Origin of the sequence: Ruminobacter sp. RM87 (assembly GCF_000701925.1) — a bacterium.
In the GTDB taxonomy this organism is placed as follows: domain Bacteria; phylum Pseudomonadota; class Gammaproteobacteria; order Enterobacterales; family Succinivibrionaceae; genus Ruminobacter; species Ruminobacter amylophilus.
Window position 1 is genome coordinate 124,465 of the sequence record NZ_JNKD01000002.1, and the last position, 15,390, is coordinate 139,854.

Genomic DNA, 15,390 nt, shown 5'->3' on the forward strand with positions numbered 1-15,390 from the left:
CGGCGGGTTTGTCTTTTTTGTTCTTTTTCCATTTGGAGCTCTGGTAATATGCCAAACCAAAGAATTCGTATTCGCTTAAAGGCTTTCGATCATAGATTAATCGACAAGTCTACTGCGGAAATTGTTGAAACTGCTAAGCGTTCTGGTGCACAGGTGCGTGGTCCAATTCCACTTCCTACTCGTAAGGAACGTTTTACTGTACTGATTTCTCCACACGTAAACAAAGATGCGCGTGATCAGTACGAAATTCGCACCCACAAGCGTCTTGTGGATATCGTTGAACACACTGACAAGACTGTTGATGCTTTAATGCGTCTTGATCTTGCTGCAGGTGTTGATGTTCAGATTAGCTTGGGTTAATGAGGGGATAAATAATGTCAATTGGCGTAATTGGTCGCAAGGTTGGTATGACTCGCATCTTCGAACAAGATGGCAAGTCAATTCCTGTGACTGTTATTGAAGTTGAAGCAAATCGCGTAACTCAGATCAAAACTAAAGATACCGATGGCTACAGTGCTATCCAGGTAACTACTGGTTCAAAGAAGGCTAGCCGTTTAACTAAGCCTGAAGCTGGCCATTTTGCTAAGGCTGGTGTTGAAGCCGGTCGTGGTTTATGGGAATTCCGTATCGATGACGCTGATATTGCTAACTATTCAGTAGGTTCAGAAGTTAAAGTTGAATTATTCAACGATGTTAAGAAGGTTGACGTAACCGGTACCTCTAAGGGTAAGGGTTTCGCAGGCTCAGTAAAGCGTTGGAATTTCCGTACTCAGGATATGACTCACGGTAATTCACGTTCTCACCGTGTTCCTGGTTCAACCGGTCAGAATCAGACTCCTGGTCGTGTATTCAAGGGTAAGCGTATGTGCGGTCACTTAGGTAATGTTAAGGTTACTGTACAGGCTCTTGAGGTTGTACGTGTTGATGCTGAACGTAATGCTCTCTTAGTTAAGGGGGCTGTTCCAGGTGCAATCAACGGTACTGTTGTTGTTAAGCCAAGTGTTAAAGCGTAAGCGAGGGGATAATCATGGAATTAAAGATGGTAGGCTCAAGCCCACTTCAGGTTTCTGAAACAACCTTCGGTCGTGAATACAACGAAGCGCTTGTTCATCAGGTTGTAGTAGCTTACATGAACTTTGCCCGTCAGGGTTCAAAGGCTCAGTTAACCCGTTCAGAAGTATCTGGCGGCGGTAAGAAACCATTCCGTCAGAAGGGTACCGGTAGAGCACGTGCTGGTTCTATCCGTTCTCCATTATGGAGAGGCGGTGCTAAGGTTTTCGCTGCTCAGCCACAGAACTGGGAACAGAAGGTAAATCGTAAGATGTACCGTGTTGCTATTCGTAGCATCCTCAGTGAATTAGTTCGTCAGGATCGTTTAGTTGTAGTTGAAAACTTCGGTGTTGAAGAAATCAAGACCAAGGCTCTCGTAAACAAGCTTAACGAATTATCACTCAAAGATGTATTAATCGTAACTCCAGACTTTGAAGAAAAATTAGCTCTGTCAGCTCGTAACCTCTACAAGGTAGACGTATGCAGCGTTCAGGGTGCTGGTTTCAACCCAGTAAGCCTTATCTCTCATGACAAGGTATTAGTAACTTCTGCTGCAGTTAAGAAGATTGAGGAGTTATTAGCATAATGGTTAGTTCTCGTCTTTATAATATCATTAAGAGCCCATTGGTAACTGAAAAGACCAATACTATTGCACAGGCTAACAACGTTGTTACTGTTGCAGTTGCTAGTGATGCCACCAAGCCAGAAATCAAGCAGGCTTTTGAAAAGATTCTTGGTGTAAAGGTTAAGGCTGTAAACACTATTAACTACCAGGGTAAAGTAAAGCGCACTGGTCAGCGTTTAGGTCGTCGTCAGGACTGGAAGAAGGCTTATGTTACCTTAATGCCTGGTCAGACTGTCGATTTCGTAGGTAGTCAGGCTGAATAGGAGTAATAAAAATGGCAATTGTTAATTGCAAACCAACATCTCCAGGTCGTCGTCACGTTGTTAAGATTGTGACTCCTGATCTTTACAAGGGCGCTCCATTTGCTGGTTTAGTTGAAGAAAAGCGTAAGACTGGTGGTCGTAACAACTACGGTCGTATCACTACCCGTCATATCGGTGGTGGTCACAAGCAGCGTTATCGTGTTATCGATTTCAAGCGTGTTAAGGACGGTATCCCTGCTAAGGTTGAACGTATTGAATATGATCCAAACCGCAGTTCACACATTGCACTGATCTGCTATGCAGACGGTGTTCGCAGCTATATTTTAGCTCCTAAGGGCTTAAAGGCTGGTGATGTTGTTGAATCAGGTGTTCATGCATCTATTAAGGTTGGTAATGCTCTGCCATTACGCAACATCCCTGTTGGTACTAATGTTCACTCTGTTGAACTTTACCCAGGTAAGGGTGCTCAGTTTGCACGTTCAGCCGGTGCTTTCTGTCAGATCCTCGCTCGTGAAGGTGACTACGTAACCTTACGTATGCGTTCTGGCGAAATGCGTCGCGTTTTAGCAGATGCTCGTGCTACCATTGGTGAAGTAGGTAATTCAGAACACATGCTTCGTCAGTTAGGTAAGGCTGGTGCTAAGCGTTGGTTAGGCATTCGTCCTACAGTTCGCGGTATGTCTATGAACCCAATCGACCATCCACATGGTGGTGGTGAAGGCCGTAACAAGGGTATTCAGCCAAGATCTCCTTGGGGTACCTTATGTAAGGGCTACAAGACCCGCAAGAATAAGCGTACTGATAAGTACATCGTTCGTCGTCGTGATAAGTAATTTTAGATAAGAGGTATTACCATGCCACGTTCGCTCAAGAAAGGTCCTTTTATTGACCAACACTTGCTGCAGAAGGTAGAGAAAGCGGTGGAAAGCAATGATAAGAAGCCAATTAAGACTTGGTCTCGTCGTTCAATAATTATCCCTACTATGATTGGGATGACCATCGCTGTCCATAATGGTCGTCAGCATGTACCTGTATACATTTCTGACGAAATGGTTGGTCACAAGTTGGGTGAATTTGCCCCAACTCGTACTTTCAAAGGTCACGCTGCTGATAAAGCAGGTAAGTAAGGAGTTATTAAATGGAAGCTATCGCTATACATAAGAATGCCCGTACTTCAGCTCAGAAAGCACGTTTAGTAGCTAACCAAGTACGCGGTTTACCTGCGGCTCAGGCTGTTTACACTTTACAGTTTAGCCCAAGAAAGTCCGCAGCTATCATTTTAAAGGTTTTGAAATCAGCAATTGCTAACGCTGAACACAACGTTGGTTTAGATGTTGATTCATTGTATGTTTCACAGATTATGGTTGACGAAGGTCCTTCACTCAAGCGTATCCGCGCTCGTGCTAAAGGTCGTGCTGACCGTATCACCAAGCGTACCTCCCACATCACCGTTGTTGTGGCAGCTAAGGCGTAAGGAGTAAGGAATGGGCCAGAAAGTTAATCCAAATGGTATTCGTTTAGGTATTACTAAGCAGTTCAATTCTACCTGGTATGCAAACACTGCTGATTTCGCAGACAATCTTTTCTGCGATTATCAGGTTCGTGATTACATTTCTAAGGAATTAAAGAACGCTTCTGTATCACGTATTGTTATCGACAGACCGGCAAAGACCATCACTGTAACCATCTACACCAGTAAGCCAAAGGCTGTTTATGGTGAAAAGGGTGTTAATCTTGAAAAGATCCGCACTCAGGTTGCTAAGATTGCAGGTGTTGCTGCTTCTGTTAAGGTAATGGAAGTTAGAACTCCTGAATTAGATGCTAAGCTTGTTGCTGACAATATCGCTTCACAGCTCGAACATCGTGTTATGTTCCGTAAGGCTATGAAGAAGGCTATTCAGCTTGCAATGAAGGCTGGTGCTAAGGGTATCAAGATCGAAACTAGTGGTCGTTTAGGCGGTGCTGAAATTGCACGTTCTGAATGGTTACGTGAAGGTCGTGTGCCATTACACACTCTTCGTGCTGATATTGATTACTCTGTATCTGAAGCTAACACCACTTACGGTGTAATCGGTGTTAAGGTATGGATTTTCAAGGGTGAAATTTTAGGTGGTTTACCACTTGAAACTGAAGCTCAGCCAGAAAAGAAGCCTTCTAAGAATTTCAACAAGCGTCCAAACGCTAGAAATCAGGCTGCTAAGTAAGGAGATCGATTATGTTACAACCAAAGCGTACTAAATACCGTAAGACTCAGAAGAGTCGTAACCGCGGTCTTGCCTATGCAGGCGGTACCGTTGCTTTCGGCGATTTTGGTCTGAAGGCCGTAACCCGTGGTCAGATTACTGCACGTGAAATCGAAGCTGCTCGTAGAGCGTTCACTCGTGCTATTCAGCGTAAGGGTCAGATCTTTATCCGTGTATTCCCAGATAAGCCAATTACTGAAAAGGCTCTTGGTGTTCGTATGGGTAAAGGTAAGGGTAGTGTAGAATACTGGGTTTGTCCAATTCAGCCAGGTAAGATCTTATTCGAACTCGGTGGAATTCCTGAAGATTTAGCCCGTCATGCATTCGAACTTGCTGCTGCTAAGCTCTCTGTTCAGACCACTTTTGTAACTAAGGCGGTATTATAATGTTTGTAAGTGAACTTAATAATAAGAGTGTTGAAGAACTCAATACTGAGTTAGCCAACTTATTGCGTCAGCAGTTTAACCAGAAGCTTATGTTAAAGACCGGTTCTCTTAAGGACGTTTCAGTTTTAAAGAAGACTCGTCGTGACATCGCTCGTGTTAAGTTAGTGTTAGCACAGTTATCTTCAAAGAAGGATGGTGAGTAATGAGCGAAATTTCTCGTTTAAAGCAGGGTCGTGTAGTTAGCGACAAGATGGATAAAGCCATTGTAGTTGCTATTGAACGTAAAGTTAAGCACCCTATTTATGGTAAGATCGTTAAGCGTACTACCAAGCTTCATGTTCAGGATGAAAACAACGTAGCTAAAGAAGGCGATATCGTTGAAATCAAGGAATGCCGTCCTATTTCTAAGACCATTTCTTGGACTTTAGTTCGTGTTGTAGAAAACAACTAATATTAACATTTAGTTAATTGTCAAAAGGGAAGCTTGCTTCCCTTTTTTTCATTATATAAACGATATAGTCAAACTGATAACTCTTTATTCCAGTCTAGAGGAATATGTTAAAATTCCTCCTTATGAATTCAGTTTTGTAAATAATTGAATTTAGATCAAAAAAATCCTTAATCTTTTTGAAATTTTATGTTACTATAACGCACCATTTCATTGTATTGAGATGTAATTTTGTTTTTATTTTTATTATTATAACGGAGCATAATCATGATCCAGATGCAGAGTATGCTAGATGTCGCTGATAATTCAGGCGCTCGTAGTGTAATGTGTATTAAGGTTCTTGGTGGTTCACATCGTCGTTACGCCAGTGTTGGTGACGTTATCAAGGTTTCTGTAAAGGAAGCAATTCCTCGCGGAAAGGTAAAGAAGGGTGACGTAGTTAACGCAGTTGTAGTTCGCACTAAGAAAGGCGTTCGCCGTCAGGATGGTTCTGTCATTCGTTTTGACCGCAATGCGGCTGTTCTCCTTAACGGTCAGTATCAGCCGATTGGAACTCGTATTTTTGGACCAGTAACTCGTGAATTACGTACTGAACGTTTCATGAAGATCGTTTCACTGGCTCCTGAAGTTCTTTAATAGAGGGTCGAAATATGGCAAGCAAAATCCGTCTGAATGACGAAGTAATTGTTATCGCTGGTAAGGACAAGAAGAAGACCGGTAAGGTAGTTAAAGTTTTAACTGCTGAACATAAGGTTATTGTTCAGGGTGTTAATCTCGTTAAGAGACACATCAAGCCTAACCCAGCTTATGGTATCGAAGGTGGTATTGTTACTAAAGAAGCACCTATCGATGTATCTAATGTTGCGATTTATAATCCTTCTACTCAGAAGGCCGATCGCGTTGGTTTCAGATTTGAGGATTCTAAGAAGGTTAGATTCTTTAAGTCTAATAATGAACTTGTTAAATAATTGGAGTTTACAATGGCGAAACTGCATGATATTTATAGACAAGAAGTGATCAAGACTTTAACTGAACAGTTTGGTTACAAGACTGTCATGCAAGTCCCTAGGATTGAAAAGATAACCCTCAACATGGGTGTCGGTGAAGCTGTGGACGATAAGAAGGTTTTAGAAAATGCTGTTAAGGATTTAACCGCTATTTCTGGTCAGAAACCTTTAATCACCAAGGTTCGTAAATCTGTAGCGGGCTTTAAGATTCGTGAAGGCTATCCGATCGGTTGTAAGGTTACATTACGTGGCGAACGTATGTGGGAATTCCTCGAAAGATTAATTTCTATCGCTATGCCTCGTATCCGTGACTTCCGTGGTGTTAATGCCAAGTCTTTCGACGGTCGTGGTAATTACTCAATGGGTGTTCGTGAACAGATCATTTTCCCTGAAATTGATTTCGATAAGGTTGACGCAATTCGTGGTATGGATATCACCATCACTACTTCTGCTAAGACTGATGACGAAGCAAGAGCACTCTTAACTGCTTTTAATTTCCCATTCCGTAAGTAAGGATATTAGTTATGGCTAAAACATCAATGTTAATGCGCGAAAAGAAGCGCGAACTCCTTGCTAAGAAGTATTTTCAAAAGCGTCAGGAACTCAAGGACATTATCTCTAGCGTTACCGCAAGCGATGAAGAAAAGTGGGCTGCTGTTTTAAAGCTTCAGTCACTTCCACGTGATTCCAGTGTTATCCGTCAGCGTAACCGTTGCAGCATCACTGGTCGTCCACATGGTTATTTACGTAAGTTTGGTATGTCTCGTATCATGGTTCGTGAACACATGATGAAAGGCGAAATTCCTGGTCTTAAAAAGGCCAGCTGGTAATTCTAGGAGATTGACTTATGAGTATGCAGGATCCAATTTCGGATTTATTGACTCGTATTCGTAACGGCCAGGCTTCCGGTAAGGTTACGATTAGTTTACCTTCTTCAAAGCAGAAAGTTGCAATTGTTGATCTGCTTAAGAAAGAAGGCTATATTGCAGATTTTTCTGTTTCTGGCGATGAAAAGAAAGTTCTTGAAATCAGCCTTAAGTATTTCCAAGGCAAGCCTGTAGTTGAAATGATCAAGCGTGTTTCACGTCCTGGTCTTCGTATCTACAAGAGCTGTTCAGATCTTCCTAAGATTCAGAATGGTTTAGGTATTGCTGTAATTTCTACCTCTAAAGGGCTTATGACTGACCGCGCTGCTCGTAAACTGGGCATCGGTGGTGAAGTTGTTTGCTACGTAGCTTAAGGAGTAAAACAATGTCTCGTGTTGCTAAGTCTCCTGTAGTTATCCCTGCAGGTGTTGAAGTTGCTCTTGACGGTAACAACATCACCGTTAAAGGTAAGTCAGCTTCATTAAGTGCTAAGATCAATTCTTTAGTAACTGTAGCTGTTAAAGATGGCGCTGTTACTTTTGCTCCAGTTGATGATTCACTCGAAGCAAACGCTCAGTCTGGTACTGCACGTGCAAATGTTGCTAACATGGTACGTGGTATCGAAAAGGGCTTTGAACGTAAGCTTACCTTAATCGGTGTAGGTTATCGTGCTCAGGCTAAGGGAAAAGTGTTAAACCTTGAATTAGGTTACTCACACCCAATCAACTATGATGTACCAGAAGGAATCACTATTGAAACTCCTTCTCAGACTGAAATCGTTGTTAAAGGCGTTGACAAGGCACTTGTTGGTCAGGTTGCTGCAAATCTTCGTGCTTATCGTAAGCCAGAACCTTATAAAGGTAAGGGCGTTCGTTATGCTGACGAAGTTGTACATATTAAAGAAGTTAAGAAGAAGTAGGAATAAGCAATGGATAAGAATTTATCTCGTCTTCGCAGAGCTAAGAAAGCTCGTGCTAAGATGCATGAATTGGGTGCTACACGCCTAGTTGTTTATCGTACTCCGCGTCATATTTACGCTCAGGTAATTAACAACGACGGTAACGTAGTTGTATGTGCTTCAACTCTTGAAAAAGATCTTGCTGCACAGGTTAAGTACACTGGTAATATTGAAGCTGCGAAGTTAATCGGCAAGGTTGTTGCTGAACGCGCAGTTGCAAAGGATGTTACCACTGTTTCTTTCGATCGTTCAGGTTTCCAGTATCACGGCCGTGTTGCAGCACTTGCTGACGCCGCCCGTGAAGCTGGTCTTAAGTTCTAAGGTGAATGAGAATGGCTAGAAATGAATCTCAGTCTAACGAACTGCAGGAAAAGTTAGTTGCAGTTAATCGTGTAGCAAAGGTTGTTAAGGGTGGTCGAATTTTCTCATTCACTGCTTTAACTGTTGTTGGCGACGGCAATGGTCGTGTTGGTTATGGCTATGGTAAGGCATCTGAAGTTCCAGCTGCTATTGCTAAGGCTATGGACCAGGCTAAGGCTAACATCGCTGAAAACAAGGTTGAACTTAACAATGGTACTTTATACCACGAAGTAAGAGGTACTCACGCTGGTTCTACCGTATTTATGAAGCCTGCTTCAGAAGGTACTGGTATTATCGCTGGTGGTGCTATGCGTGCTGTGCTCGAAGTTGCCGGTGTTAAGAACGTGCTTGCAAAGGCATATGGTTCAACCAACCCTGGTAACATCGTAAGAGCAACTGTAGCAGCTTTAAACTCTATGAAGTCTCCAGCTGCTGTATGTGCTAAGCGTGGTTTAACTCTTGACGATATTTTGGAGTAAAAAATGGCTGAGAAGACTATTAAAGTTACCCAAACTAAGAGTGCTATTGGTCGCAAGCCTAATCACGTAGCTACTTTACGTGCTCTTAAGCTTCGTCATATTGGTCACACTGTAACTCTTCCTGATAATCCACAGATTCGTGGTATGGTTGCTACTGTGTATTACATGGTGAAGGTGGAAGAATAATTATGGAAAAGAAATTAACATTAGATTCTTTAAAGCCTGCTGAAGGTTCCAAGAAGCCTAAGCTGAGAGTAGGCCGTGGTATGGGTTCTGGTGTTGGTAAGACCTGTCGTCGTGGTATTAAGGGTGCTGGCGCTCGTAAGAGTGGCGGCACTAGACCAGGATTTGAAGGCGGTCAGATGCCAATCAAGATTCGTTTACCTAAGTTCGGTTTCTTCTCAAGAATCGCTCAGGTTACTACTGAAGTTCCTCTCAACGAATTAAACAAGGTTGAAGGTGAAGTAGTTGATCTGCTGTCCTTAAAGAAAGCTGACATTATCGGTCACAAGTTCGAAAATGTTAAGATTATTCTTTCTAAGGAAGCTAAGTTAAGCAAGGCTGTAGTAGTTAAGGGCCTCAAGGTAACTCAGGGCGCTAAGGCTGCAATCGAAGCTGCTGGCGGTAAGGTAGAAGAATAAGGATATAAAAATGGTAGCAAGACCAGGCCAAGATAAAAAGGAAACTAGTGAGCTCAAGCAGCGAATTTGGTATGTAATTTTTGGACTTATCATTTTCCGCTTTGGTTCCTACATCCCTGTTCCTGGTGTGAATGCCGATGTACTGCGTGAAATGTTTAATTCCCAAAGCGGAAACGTAATGGGAATGTTCAACATGTTCTCTGGTGGTGCATTGGAGCGTGCGTCCATTTTAGCCTTAGGCATTATGCCTTACATTTCCGCTTCTATTATTATTCAGCTAATGTCGGTTATGATTCCTCAGTTAGCTGAATTAAAGAAAGAAGGTGAAGCCGGTAGACGAACATTAACAAAGTATACCCGCTGGGGAACTTTGCTATTGGGCTTAATTCAAGCATCAGGTATCGCTTATGGTTTACCACGAATGATGCCTGGTCTTGTTGATAACCCAAGCTTTCAATTCTATGTTGTTGCGACATTAAGTCTTACCACTGGTACTTTGTTCCTGATGTGGTTAGGCGAACAGATCACTGAACGTGGTATTGGTAATGGTATCTCACTTCTAATTTTTGCTGGTATTGTTGCTGGTCTTCCACGTGCAATCGGTGTTACATTAGAGCAGTCGCGTCAGGGTGATTTGAATGCATTAAGTCTCATCATAATTGCTGTAGTCGTTATAGCAGTTACTGCCTTTGTTGTGTTTGTCGAACTTGGTCAGCGTAGAATACCTATTAATTACGCCAAAAGACAGAGTGGCAATCGTATTTACGAACCGCCTGCAAGTCATTTGCCTCTTAAACTGAACATGTCAGGTGTTATACCTGCAATTTTCGCTTCAAGCATTATTATGTTCCCTGCGACTATTGCTGCATGGTTGGGTAGTGGCAATACTGATCAAGGCATTTTTGTAAGTACGTTGCAGGAAATATCAATGTTACTGTCCCCAGGTCAGCCTTTATATGAAATATTGTATGCGGTTGCCATTATGTTCTTCTGTTTCTTCTATACTGCGATGGTATTTAATCCTCGTGAGATAGCTGATAATTTGAGAAAGGGCGGTGCACTTATTTCTGGTATTAGACCTGGTGAGCAGACTGCGAAACATATTGATAAGGTTATGACAAGATTAAGTCTTGCCGGTGGCCTTTACATGTGCTTTGTTTGTCTTGTTCCTCAAATGCTCATGAGCTGGTTTAACGTTCAGTTCTATTTTGGTGGTACTTCTTTGCTGATTATTGTTGTGGTAACAATGGATTTAATCGCACAATACCAAAGCCATAAGGCAAAATTACTTTATGGTGATGTGCTGAAGAAAGCAAATTTGTTAAATTATGGACGCTAGTCCAAACAGGAGTATGTCATGAAAGTTGGTGCTTCAGTTAAAAAGATTTGCCGTCACTGCAAAATCATTAAGCGTGGTGGTGTTGTTAGAGTAATTTGTACTGATCCTAAGCATAAACAGCGTCAGGGTTAATATTAATTTACTCAATTAATTTTGTTTGCAAAAAAACTGCATGTCATGTATAATCTGTGACTGCAGTTTTTTATTGTGCACTAGTCGGCCCCCGCGTATCCTAACGGGCTTTGCGGAGGCTATTTTTTATAACTTACATATTAGGAGTTTATAGTGGCCCGTATAGCTGGTATTAACGTTCCTGATCAGAAGCATGCAGTTATTGCACTTCAGTACATCTACGGTATCGGTGCTACCACCGCAAAGAAGATTTGTGCTGATGCTCAGATCAGAGAAGACGTTAAAATTAAAGATTTAGATGAATCTGTATTAGATAAAGTTCGTGAACAGGTTGCTAAGTACACTGTAGAAGGTGACCTTCGTCGTGAAATTACTTTAAACATTAAGCGTCTTATGGATCTTGGTTGTTACCGTGGTCTTCGTCATCGTAAAGGCTTACCAGTAAATGGTCAGCGTACTAAGACTAATGCTCGTACTCGTAAGGGTCCGCGCAAGGCAATTAAGAAGTAAGCGAGGTTAATATAATGGTTAAAGCATCTCACAGCACTAATGCTCGTGCTCGTAAGCGCGTAAAGAAGCAGGTAGCAGATGGCGTAGCTCATATTCACGCTTCTTTTAATAATACAATTATTACTATTACTGACCGTCAGGGTAATGCTCTTTCATGGGCTACTTCTGGTGGTTCTGGTTTCCGTGGTTCCCGTAAGTCCACTCCATATGCTGCTCAGGTAGCAGCTGAACGTGCAGGTGAAGCAGCTAAGGAATACGGTGTTAAGAATCTTGAAGTTAACGTAAAGGGCCCTGGTCCTGGTCGTGAATCTTCAATTCGTGCACTCAATGCTATTGGTTATAAGATTACTAATATCACTGATGTAACCCCAATTCCACACAACGGCTGTCGTCCACCGAAGAAGCGTCGTGTGTAGTACCTTCTTTGCATAATGGAGTATTAAAATGGCAAGATATATTGGACCATCTATTAAATTAAGCCGTAGAGAAGGTACAGACCTTTTCCTCAAGTCAGGTGTTAAGGCTTTTGCTGCTCGTGGCGAAAGATCAAGAAAGCTTCCTGGTCAGCATTGGGAAAACAGACCTCGTACTTCTGAATACGGTCTTCAGTTACGTGAAAAGCAGAAAGTTCGTCGTATTTACGGTGTTTTAGAACGTCAGTTCAGAAACTACTATAAGAAGGCTTCTCGTTTGAACGGTAACACTGGTGAAAACCTTCTTAAGCTTCTTGAATCCCGTCTTGATAACGTAGTTTACAGAATGGGTTTTGGTTCTACCAGAGCAGAAGCAAGACAGCTTGTTAGCCATAAGGCTATCATGGTTGACGGTAAGGTTGTTAATATTCCTTCATTCCAGGTTTCAGCTGGTGCTGAAATTGTTGTTCGTGAAAAGGCTAAGAATCAGGAACGTATTAAGGTTGCTCTTGATTTAGCTAAGACTAGCGAACCTATTAGCTGGGTTGAAGTTGATGCTGATAGCATGAAGGGTAAGTATGTTCGTGTTCCAGAACGTTCAGATTTACCTGCTGATATTCAGGAACAGCTTATCATCGAACTTTACTCTAAGTAATTTAGTCTCTAAACGAGGGAATAATTTTGGGCTCTGTAAAAGACTTTTTAAAACCAAGACAGGTGGCAATAGAACCTGTTGCTCAGAACCATGCAAATGTCGTTCTCGAACCTTTGGAACGTGGTTTTGGCAATACTTTAGGTCAGGCTTTGCGTCGTTGTCTATTAATGTCTGTTCCTGGTTGTGCAATTACCGATGTGGTTATCGAAGGTGTTGCACATGAATATAGTGCAAAGTCAGATATTCAGGAAGATGTTCTTGAACTGTTATTGAATATTAAAGGAATAGCAGTAAGCATATTAGATGATGCAGAAAATGAAGTCGATATAGAATTGTCCAAGTCTGGAGCCGGTCCCGTTTGCGCTGGTGACATCGTAAGTGATAAGGTTAACATTGTTAATAAAGACCATGTACTTTGTCATCTTAAGGATGCTAAATCTAACATTCAGATTAAAATGAAGGTTGTGCGCAACGTAGGTTTTTTACCTGCAAGTCAGCAGGGAAGAAAGCCTGGCTTTGATGAAGACAACAACATTATGTTAGACGCAAGTTTCAGTCCCGTAAAATATTTATCTTATGAAGTAGATTCTGCCCGTGTTGAGCAGAGAACTGAATTAGATAAATTGGTGCTCGATATTGTAACTAACGGTGTGTTAGATCCAGAACAGGCTATTCATTTAGGTGCAAGTATCCTTCGTGAACAACTATATTCTTTTGTGGATTTAGATGCTGTTAAGACTGTAAGCCCTGTAGAGCAGACTCATGTTCCTGCTCCGGATCCGGTACTCCTTAAGTCCGTTGATGATCTTGAGTTAACAGTTCGTTCTGCTAACTGCTTGAAGGCTGAAAGTATACAGTACATCGGTGATTTAGTTCAGCGTACTGAAGTTGAGTTATTAAAGACTCCAAATCTTGGTAGAAAGTCTCTAACTGAGATTAAGGATGTTTTAGCTCAACGTGGTTTATCCCTCGGTATGCGTCTTGATAACTGGCCTCCTGCAGAGTTGTCAGGTCAAGGTTCTAAGTCATAACAACATTTATTTTATAAGGAAGATATCATGCGTCATCGTATGAGCGGTCGTCAGTTGAACCGCAATAGCAGCAGCCGTGCTGCATTATTCCGTGCTTTAGCTGTAGCCTTATTCAGAGAAGAAACTATTAAGACTACTTTACCTAAGGCTAAGGAATTACGTCGTGTTGCTGAACGTCTTATCACTATTGCTAAGGTTGACAGTGTTGCTAATCGTCGTTTAGTATTTGCACGCACCCGCGATAGAGATATCGTTACCAAGCTTTTCAACGACATTGGTAAGCGTTGTCTTGAACGTAATGGTGGTTACACCCGTATTTTAAAGTGCGGTTTACGTCCAGGTGACATGACTCAGATGGCTTACATCAGCTTAGTTGATCAGAAGCCTGCTGAAGTTGCTGAAACTGCAGAAGCTTAATTTATTTTAAGTAATAAAAAAGACCTCGTGTATGCGGGGTCTTTTTATCTTTTTTTAGCTTGACTTTTACAGTGCACCGTATATAATTAAACGATCATTTTTTGCTTTTTAGCGATTGTTAATTTTTATACAGATTGTATATTCTGTCAAATGAGGAATCAAACTTGAACTTCTCAACTGATACTTTTAGACCGCAGCAGGCTAATATTGAAAAAATCTCTCAGACTCAATCAATAATTAGACTTGAACCATTTGAACAAAATTTCGGTCTCACTTTAGGTAACGCCTTAAGAAGAATTCTTTTATCATCTATGCCTGGTTGTGCAATCAATGCAGTAAAGATTAAAGGCGTAGATCATGAATATACTACTAAGGAAGGCTTGCAGGAAGATATTCTGGTTTTACTGTTAAATCTTAAGAAGATTGCAGTTCAAATTGAAAATACAACCATGAATGAAGCAGTGCTTTCTTTACATGTTAATGACCCTGAAACGTCTTCAGAGGATAACCATAATTATAAGTCAGATTATGTTGGTCCTATTACTGCCGGCGATATCTATTGTCCAACAGGTGTGAAGATTTTAAATCCGGAATTGGTTATCTGCCACATTACTCATCGTTCAGTTCCGTTCATTATGGAAGTTTATGTTGACAGAGGCAGAGGCTTTGACAGAGCCGATTTACGTTCTTCTAATCATGCTGAAGATCATAGAGATCATGGCGAAGGCCGACTGCTTGTTGATGCTACCTATAGCCCTGTGAAGAATGTTGCATATAGAATCGAACCTTACGAGAATAACGAAGGCAGAGCTCTTGAAAGTCTGGTGATTAGTCTTGAAACAGATGGTACCATTACTCCTGAAGATGCCCTGAAGCATGCTGCAACTATTTTCCATGAACAGCTTGATGCGTTTATCAATATCAGTTCATTTAGTGAACCTGTTGTTGAGGAAGATAATGAACCTAAGATCAATCCACAGCTTCTTAAGCCAGTTGAAGAGCTTGAACTTACTGTTCGTTCTGCTAACTGTCTGAAGGCTGAAGGTATTAAGCTTATAGGTGATCTTGTTCAGCGTACTGAAGTTGAGTTGTTAAGAACTCCAAATCTCGGTAAGAAATCTCTTTCTGAGATCAAGGATGTCCTTTCACGCGAAGGTCTCTCTTTGGGAATGCGCATTGAGAACTGGCCTGAAGCAGAGGACGAACCTGAAGTTAAATACAGACTCTAATTTAAGTCCTATTAGTATATTAAAACCACCTTCCTAAACTTTGTTGCAATTCATATGTTTAGGCGTCATAAGACCGAATTTCAAATAACATGAGGTTCGGTCTTATTATTTCTCTATTTCACTCAGGATAATATCCAATTCGTCAAAAGACTGTATGTTGTCGTCTTCGTCTGTTTCCTCTTCTTCTTTCGAGAGCTTTCCAAATATTTCCGTAGAAGGCTTAGGGATGTTCAATGCTTCCATTATTCTTCTCTGAACACCGGTTACGGGAGTGTAATAACAACCTTCCCTGAATACCGTCTGTTCGATGGAATCTAGATTTGCCAGCAGTTTGTTAT

The 15,390-nt window shown here is 41.6% G+C and carries 30 protein-coding genes; 29 read left to right on the plus strand and 1 reads right to left on the minus strand.

The window, feature by feature from the left end; genetic code table 11:
- Nucleotides 1-48: 48 nt before the first annotated feature.
- From rpsJ to rpoA (T489_RS0101445), 29 genes are all read left to right on the plus strand, one after another.
- Nucleotides 49-360 carry a 30S ribosomal protein S10 gene (gene rpsJ, locus T489_RS0101310; RefSeq protein ID WP_031578249.1) on the plus strand — a complete coding sequence of 104 codons (312 nt, stop codon included), beginning with the start codon at nt 49-51 and terminating at the stop codon, nt 358-360.
- Nucleotides 361-374: 14 nt separating this feature from the next.
- Nucleotides 375-1,013 (plus strand): 50S ribosomal protein L3, encoded by a 639-nt coding sequence (rplC, locus tag T489_RS0101315; protein WP_031578250.1) that lies wholly within the window; start codon nt 375-377, stop codon nt 1,011-1,013.
- A 14-nt stretch (nt 1,014-1,027) separates the two neighbouring features.
- Nucleotides 1,028-1,636, plus strand: a complete 609-nt coding sequence (gene rplD / locus T489_RS0101320) for a 50S ribosomal protein L4 (RefSeq protein WP_031578251.1) — start codon at nt 1,028-1,030, stop codon at nt 1,634-1,636.
- Nucleotides 1,636-1,938: a 50S ribosomal protein L23 gene (gene rplW, locus T489_RS0101325; protein WP_342741906.1), complete on the plus strand. Its 303-nt coding sequence runs from the start codon at nt 1,636-1,638 to the stop codon at nt 1,936-1,938. The genes rplD and rplW overlap by 1 nt, the downstream gene beginning before the upstream one ends.
- An 11-nt stretch (nt 1,939-1,949) precedes the next feature.
- On the plus strand, nt 1,950-2,771 hold the full coding sequence (rplB, locus tag T489_RS0101330) for a 50S ribosomal protein L2 (RefSeq protein WP_031578253.1): 822 nt from the start codon (nt 1,950-1,952) through the stop codon (nt 2,769-2,771).
- Between the two features lie 21 nt (nt 2,772-2,792).
- Nucleotides 2,793-3,065 carry a 30S ribosomal protein S19 gene (gene rpsS / locus T489_RS0101335; RefSeq protein ID WP_031578254.1) on the plus strand — a complete coding sequence of 91 codons (273 nt, stop codon included), beginning with the start codon at nt 2,793-2,795 and terminating at the stop codon, nt 3,063-3,065.
- Nucleotides 3,066-3,076: 11 nt separating this feature from the next.
- Nucleotides 3,077-3,412, plus strand: a complete 336-nt coding sequence (gene rplV, locus T489_RS0101340; protein WP_031578255.1) for a 50S ribosomal protein L22 — start codon at nt 3,077-3,079, stop codon at nt 3,410-3,412.
- 10 nt (nt 3,413-3,422) lie between these two features.
- Nucleotides 3,423-4,142: a 30S ribosomal protein S3 gene (rpsC, locus tag T489_RS0101345; protein WP_031578256.1), complete on the plus strand. Its 720-nt coding sequence runs from the start codon at nt 3,423-3,425 to the stop codon at nt 4,140-4,142.
- A gap of 11 nt (nt 4,143-4,153) precedes the next feature.
- Entirely contained in the window at nt 4,154-4,567 is a 414-nt protein-coding gene (gene rplP / locus T489_RS0101350; protein WP_031578257.1) for a 50S ribosomal protein L16, read from the plus strand.
- A complete protein-coding gene (rpmC, locus tag T489_RS0101355) occupies nt 4,567-4,770 on the plus strand; it encodes a 50S ribosomal protein L29 (protein ID WP_031578258.1) in 204 nt (67 codons plus the stop codon). The genes rplP and rpmC overlap by 1 nt, the downstream gene beginning before the upstream one ends.
- A complete protein-coding gene (rpsQ, locus tag T489_RS0101360) occupies nt 4,770-5,018 on the plus strand; it encodes a 30S ribosomal protein S17 (RefSeq protein ID WP_031578259.1) in 249 nt (82 codons plus the stop codon). Before rpmC ends, rpsQ begins: the two co-directional genes overlap by 1 nt.
- Nucleotides 5,019-5,282: 264 nt before the next feature.
- Complete coding sequence (rplN, locus tag T489_RS0101365; protein ID WP_031578261.1) at nt 5,283-5,651, plus strand: 50S ribosomal protein L14; 369 nt, start codon at nt 5,283-5,285, stop codon at nt 5,649-5,651.
- Nucleotides 5,652-5,665: 14 nt separating this feature from the next.
- Nucleotides 5,666-5,983, plus strand: coding sequence for a 50S ribosomal protein L24 (gene rplX, locus T489_RS0101370; protein ID WP_031578262.1), 318 nt, complete (start codon nt 5,666-5,668; stop codon nt 5,981-5,983).
- A 12-nt stretch (nt 5,984-5,995) separates the two neighbouring features.
- Nucleotides 5,996-6,535 (plus strand): 50S ribosomal protein L5, encoded by a 540-nt coding sequence (gene rplE, locus T489_RS0101375; protein ID WP_031578263.1) that lies wholly within the window; start codon nt 5,996-5,998, stop codon nt 6,533-6,535.
- 11 nt (nt 6,536-6,546) lie between these two features.
- A complete protein-coding gene (gene rpsN, locus T489_RS0101380) occupies nt 6,547-6,852 on the plus strand; it encodes a 30S ribosomal protein S14 (protein ID WP_031578264.1) in 306 nt (101 codons plus the stop codon).
- 17 nt (nt 6,853-6,869) lie between these two features.
- Nucleotides 6,870-7,262 carry a 30S ribosomal protein S8 gene (gene rpsH / locus T489_RS0101385; RefSeq protein ID WP_031578265.1) on the plus strand — a complete coding sequence of 131 codons (393 nt, stop codon included), beginning with the start codon at nt 6,870-6,872 and terminating at the stop codon, nt 7,260-7,262.
- An 11-nt stretch (nt 7,263-7,273) separates the two neighbouring features.
- Nucleotides 7,274-7,807 (plus strand): 50S ribosomal protein L6, encoded by a 534-nt coding sequence (gene rplF, locus T489_RS0101390; protein WP_031578266.1) that lies wholly within the window; start codon nt 7,274-7,276, stop codon nt 7,805-7,807.
- A gap of 9 nt (nt 7,808-7,816) precedes the next feature.
- Nucleotides 7,817-8,167 carry a 50S ribosomal protein L18 gene (gene rplR, locus T489_RS0101395; protein WP_031578267.1) on the plus strand — a complete coding sequence of 117 codons (351 nt, stop codon included), beginning with the start codon at nt 7,817-7,819 and terminating at the stop codon, nt 8,165-8,167.
- Nucleotides 8,168-8,178: 11 nt separating this feature from the next.
- Nucleotides 8,179-8,685, plus strand: coding sequence for a 30S ribosomal protein S5 (rpsE, locus tag T489_RS0101400; RefSeq protein ID WP_031578268.1), 507 nt, complete (start codon nt 8,179-8,181; stop codon nt 8,683-8,685).
- Between the two features lie 3 nt (nt 8,686-8,688).
- Nucleotides 8,689-8,871 (plus strand): 50S ribosomal protein L30, encoded by a 183-nt coding sequence (rpmD, locus tag T489_RS0101405; protein ID WP_031578269.1) that lies wholly within the window; start codon nt 8,689-8,691, stop codon nt 8,869-8,871.
- A 2-nt stretch (nt 8,872-8,873) separates the two neighbouring features.
- Entirely contained in the window at nt 8,874-9,326 is a 453-nt protein-coding gene (rplO, locus tag T489_RS0101410; RefSeq protein ID WP_031578270.1) for a 50S ribosomal protein L15, read from the plus strand.
- Between the two features lie 10 nt (nt 9,327-9,336).
- Entirely contained in the window at nt 9,337-10,665 is a 1,329-nt protein-coding gene (gene secY, locus T489_RS0101415; protein ID WP_031578271.1) for a preprotein translocase subunit SecY, read from the plus strand.
- An 18-nt stretch (nt 10,666-10,683) separates the two neighbouring features.
- Nucleotides 10,684-10,797, plus strand: a complete 114-nt coding sequence (rpmJ, locus tag T489_RS14555; protein ID WP_010457377.1) for a 50S ribosomal protein L36 — start codon at nt 10,684-10,686, stop codon at nt 10,795-10,797.
- Between the two features lie 153 nt (nt 10,798-10,950).
- Complete coding sequence (gene rpsM, locus T489_RS0101420) at nt 10,951-11,307, plus strand: 30S ribosomal protein S13 (RefSeq protein WP_031578272.1); 357 nt, start codon at nt 10,951-10,953, stop codon at nt 11,305-11,307.
- A 14-nt stretch (nt 11,308-11,321) separates the two neighbouring features.
- Entirely contained in the window at nt 11,322-11,723 is a 402-nt protein-coding gene (gene rpsK, locus T489_RS0101425; RefSeq protein ID WP_031578273.1) for a 30S ribosomal protein S11, read from the plus strand.
- Nucleotides 11,724-11,751: 28 nt separating this feature from the next.
- Nucleotides 11,752-12,375 carry a 30S ribosomal protein S4 gene (rpsD, locus tag T489_RS0101430; protein WP_031578274.1) on the plus strand — a complete coding sequence of 208 codons (624 nt, stop codon included), beginning with the start codon at nt 11,752-11,754 and terminating at the stop codon, nt 12,373-12,375.
- 23 nt (nt 12,376-12,398) lie between these two features.
- Complete coding sequence (rpoA, locus tag T489_RS0101435; RefSeq protein WP_031578275.1) at nt 12,399-13,406, plus strand: DNA-directed RNA polymerase subunit alpha; 1,008 nt, start codon at nt 12,399-12,401, stop codon at nt 13,404-13,406.
- 27 nt (nt 13,407-13,433) lie between these two features.
- Nucleotides 13,434-13,823 (plus strand): 50S ribosomal protein L17, encoded by a 390-nt coding sequence (rplQ, locus tag T489_RS0101440; RefSeq protein WP_031578276.1) that lies wholly within the window; start codon nt 13,434-13,436, stop codon nt 13,821-13,823.
- A gap of 164 nt (nt 13,824-13,987) precedes the next feature.
- Nucleotides 13,988-15,052: a DNA-directed RNA polymerase subunit alpha gene (rpoA, locus tag T489_RS0101445; RefSeq protein WP_031578277.1), complete on the plus strand. Its 1,065-nt coding sequence runs from the start codon at nt 13,988-13,990 to the stop codon at nt 15,050-15,052.
- Nucleotides 15,053-15,157: 105 nt separating this feature from the next.
- Here the strand turns inward: rpoA (T489_RS0101445) and T489_RS15095 are convergent.
- Nucleotides 15,158-15,390: hypothetical protein (locus T489_RS15095; RefSeq protein WP_031578278.1), on the minus strand; the 233-nt coding region annotated here is incomplete at its 5' end.

Excerpts from the sequence above, each read along its gene's own strand:
- rpsJ (WP_031578249.1), top strand. The coding sequence starts at position 49 with ATGCCAAACCAAAGAATTCGTATTCGCTTAAAGGCTTTCGATCATAGA.
- rplC (WP_031578250.1), top strand. The coding sequence starts at position 375 with ATGTCAATTGGCGTAATTGGTCGCAAGGTTGGTATGACTCGCATCTTC.
- rplD (WP_031578251.1), top strand. The coding sequence starts at position 1,028 with ATGGAATTAAAGATGGTAGGCTCAAGCCCACTTCAGGTTTCTGAAACA.
- rplW (WP_342741906.1), top strand. The coding sequence starts at position 1,636 with ATGGTTAGTTCTCGTCTTTATAATATCATTAAGAGCCCATTGGTAACT.
- rplB (WP_031578253.1), top strand. The coding sequence starts at position 1,950 with ATGGCAATTGTTAATTGCAAACCAACATCTCCAGGTCGTCGTCACGTT.
- rpsS (WP_031578254.1), top strand. The coding sequence starts at position 2,793 with ATGCCACGTTCGCTCAAGAAAGGTCCTTTTATTGACCAACACTTGCTG.
- rplV (WP_031578255.1), top strand. The coding sequence starts at position 3,077 with ATGGAAGCTATCGCTATACATAAGAATGCCCGTACTTCAGCTCAGAAA.
- rpsC (WP_031578256.1), top strand. The coding sequence starts at position 3,423 with ATGGGCCAGAAAGTTAATCCAAATGGTATTCGTTTAGGTATTACTAAG.
- rplP (WP_031578257.1), top strand. The coding sequence starts at position 4,154 with ATGTTACAACCAAAGCGTACTAAATACCGTAAGACTCAGAAGAGTCGT.
- rpmC (WP_031578258.1), top strand. The coding sequence starts at position 4,567 with ATGTTTGTAAGTGAACTTAATAATAAGAGTGTTGAAGAACTCAATACT.
- rpsQ (WP_031578259.1), top strand. The coding sequence starts at position 4,770 with ATGAGCGAAATTTCTCGTTTAAAGCAGGGTCGTGTAGTTAGCGACAAG.
- rplN (WP_031578261.1), top strand. The coding sequence starts at position 5,283 with ATGATCCAGATGCAGAGTATGCTAGATGTCGCTGATAATTCAGGCGCT.
- rplX (WP_031578262.1), top strand. The coding sequence starts at position 5,666 with ATGGCAAGCAAAATCCGTCTGAATGACGAAGTAATTGTTATCGCTGGT.
- rplE (WP_031578263.1), top strand. The coding sequence starts at position 5,996 with ATGGCGAAACTGCATGATATTTATAGACAAGAAGTGATCAAGACTTTA.
- rpsN (WP_031578264.1), top strand. The coding sequence starts at position 6,547 with ATGGCTAAAACATCAATGTTAATGCGCGAAAAGAAGCGCGAACTCCTT.
- rpsH (WP_031578265.1), top strand. The coding sequence starts at position 6,870 with ATGAGTATGCAGGATCCAATTTCGGATTTATTGACTCGTATTCGTAAC.
- rplF (WP_031578266.1), top strand. The coding sequence starts at position 7,274 with ATGTCTCGTGTTGCTAAGTCTCCTGTAGTTATCCCTGCAGGTGTTGAA.
- rplR (WP_031578267.1), top strand. The coding sequence starts at position 7,817 with ATGGATAAGAATTTATCTCGTCTTCGCAGAGCTAAGAAAGCTCGTGCT.
- rpsE (WP_031578268.1), top strand. The coding sequence starts at position 8,179 with ATGGCTAGAAATGAATCTCAGTCTAACGAACTGCAGGAAAAGTTAGTT.
- rpmD (WP_031578269.1), top strand. The coding sequence starts at position 8,689 with ATGGCTGAGAAGACTATTAAAGTTACCCAAACTAAGAGTGCTATTGGT.
- rplO (WP_031578270.1), top strand. The coding sequence starts at position 8,874 with ATGGAAAAGAAATTAACATTAGATTCTTTAAAGCCTGCTGAAGGTTCC.
- secY (WP_031578271.1), top strand. The coding sequence starts at position 9,337 with ATGGTAGCAAGACCAGGCCAAGATAAAAAGGAAACTAGTGAGCTCAAG.
- rpmJ (WP_010457377.1), top strand. The coding sequence starts at position 10,684 with ATGAAAGTTGGTGCTTCAGTTAAAAAGATTTGCCGTCACTGCAAAATC.
- rpsK (WP_031578273.1), top strand. The coding sequence starts at position 11,322 with ATGGTTAAAGCATCTCACAGCACTAATGCTCGTGCTCGTAAGCGCGTA.
- rpsD (WP_031578274.1), top strand. The coding sequence starts at position 11,752 with ATGGCAAGATATATTGGACCATCTATTAAATTAAGCCGTAGAGAAGGT.
- rplQ (WP_031578276.1), top strand. The coding sequence starts at position 13,434 with ATGCGTCATCGTATGAGCGGTCGTCAGTTGAACCGCAATAGCAGCAGC.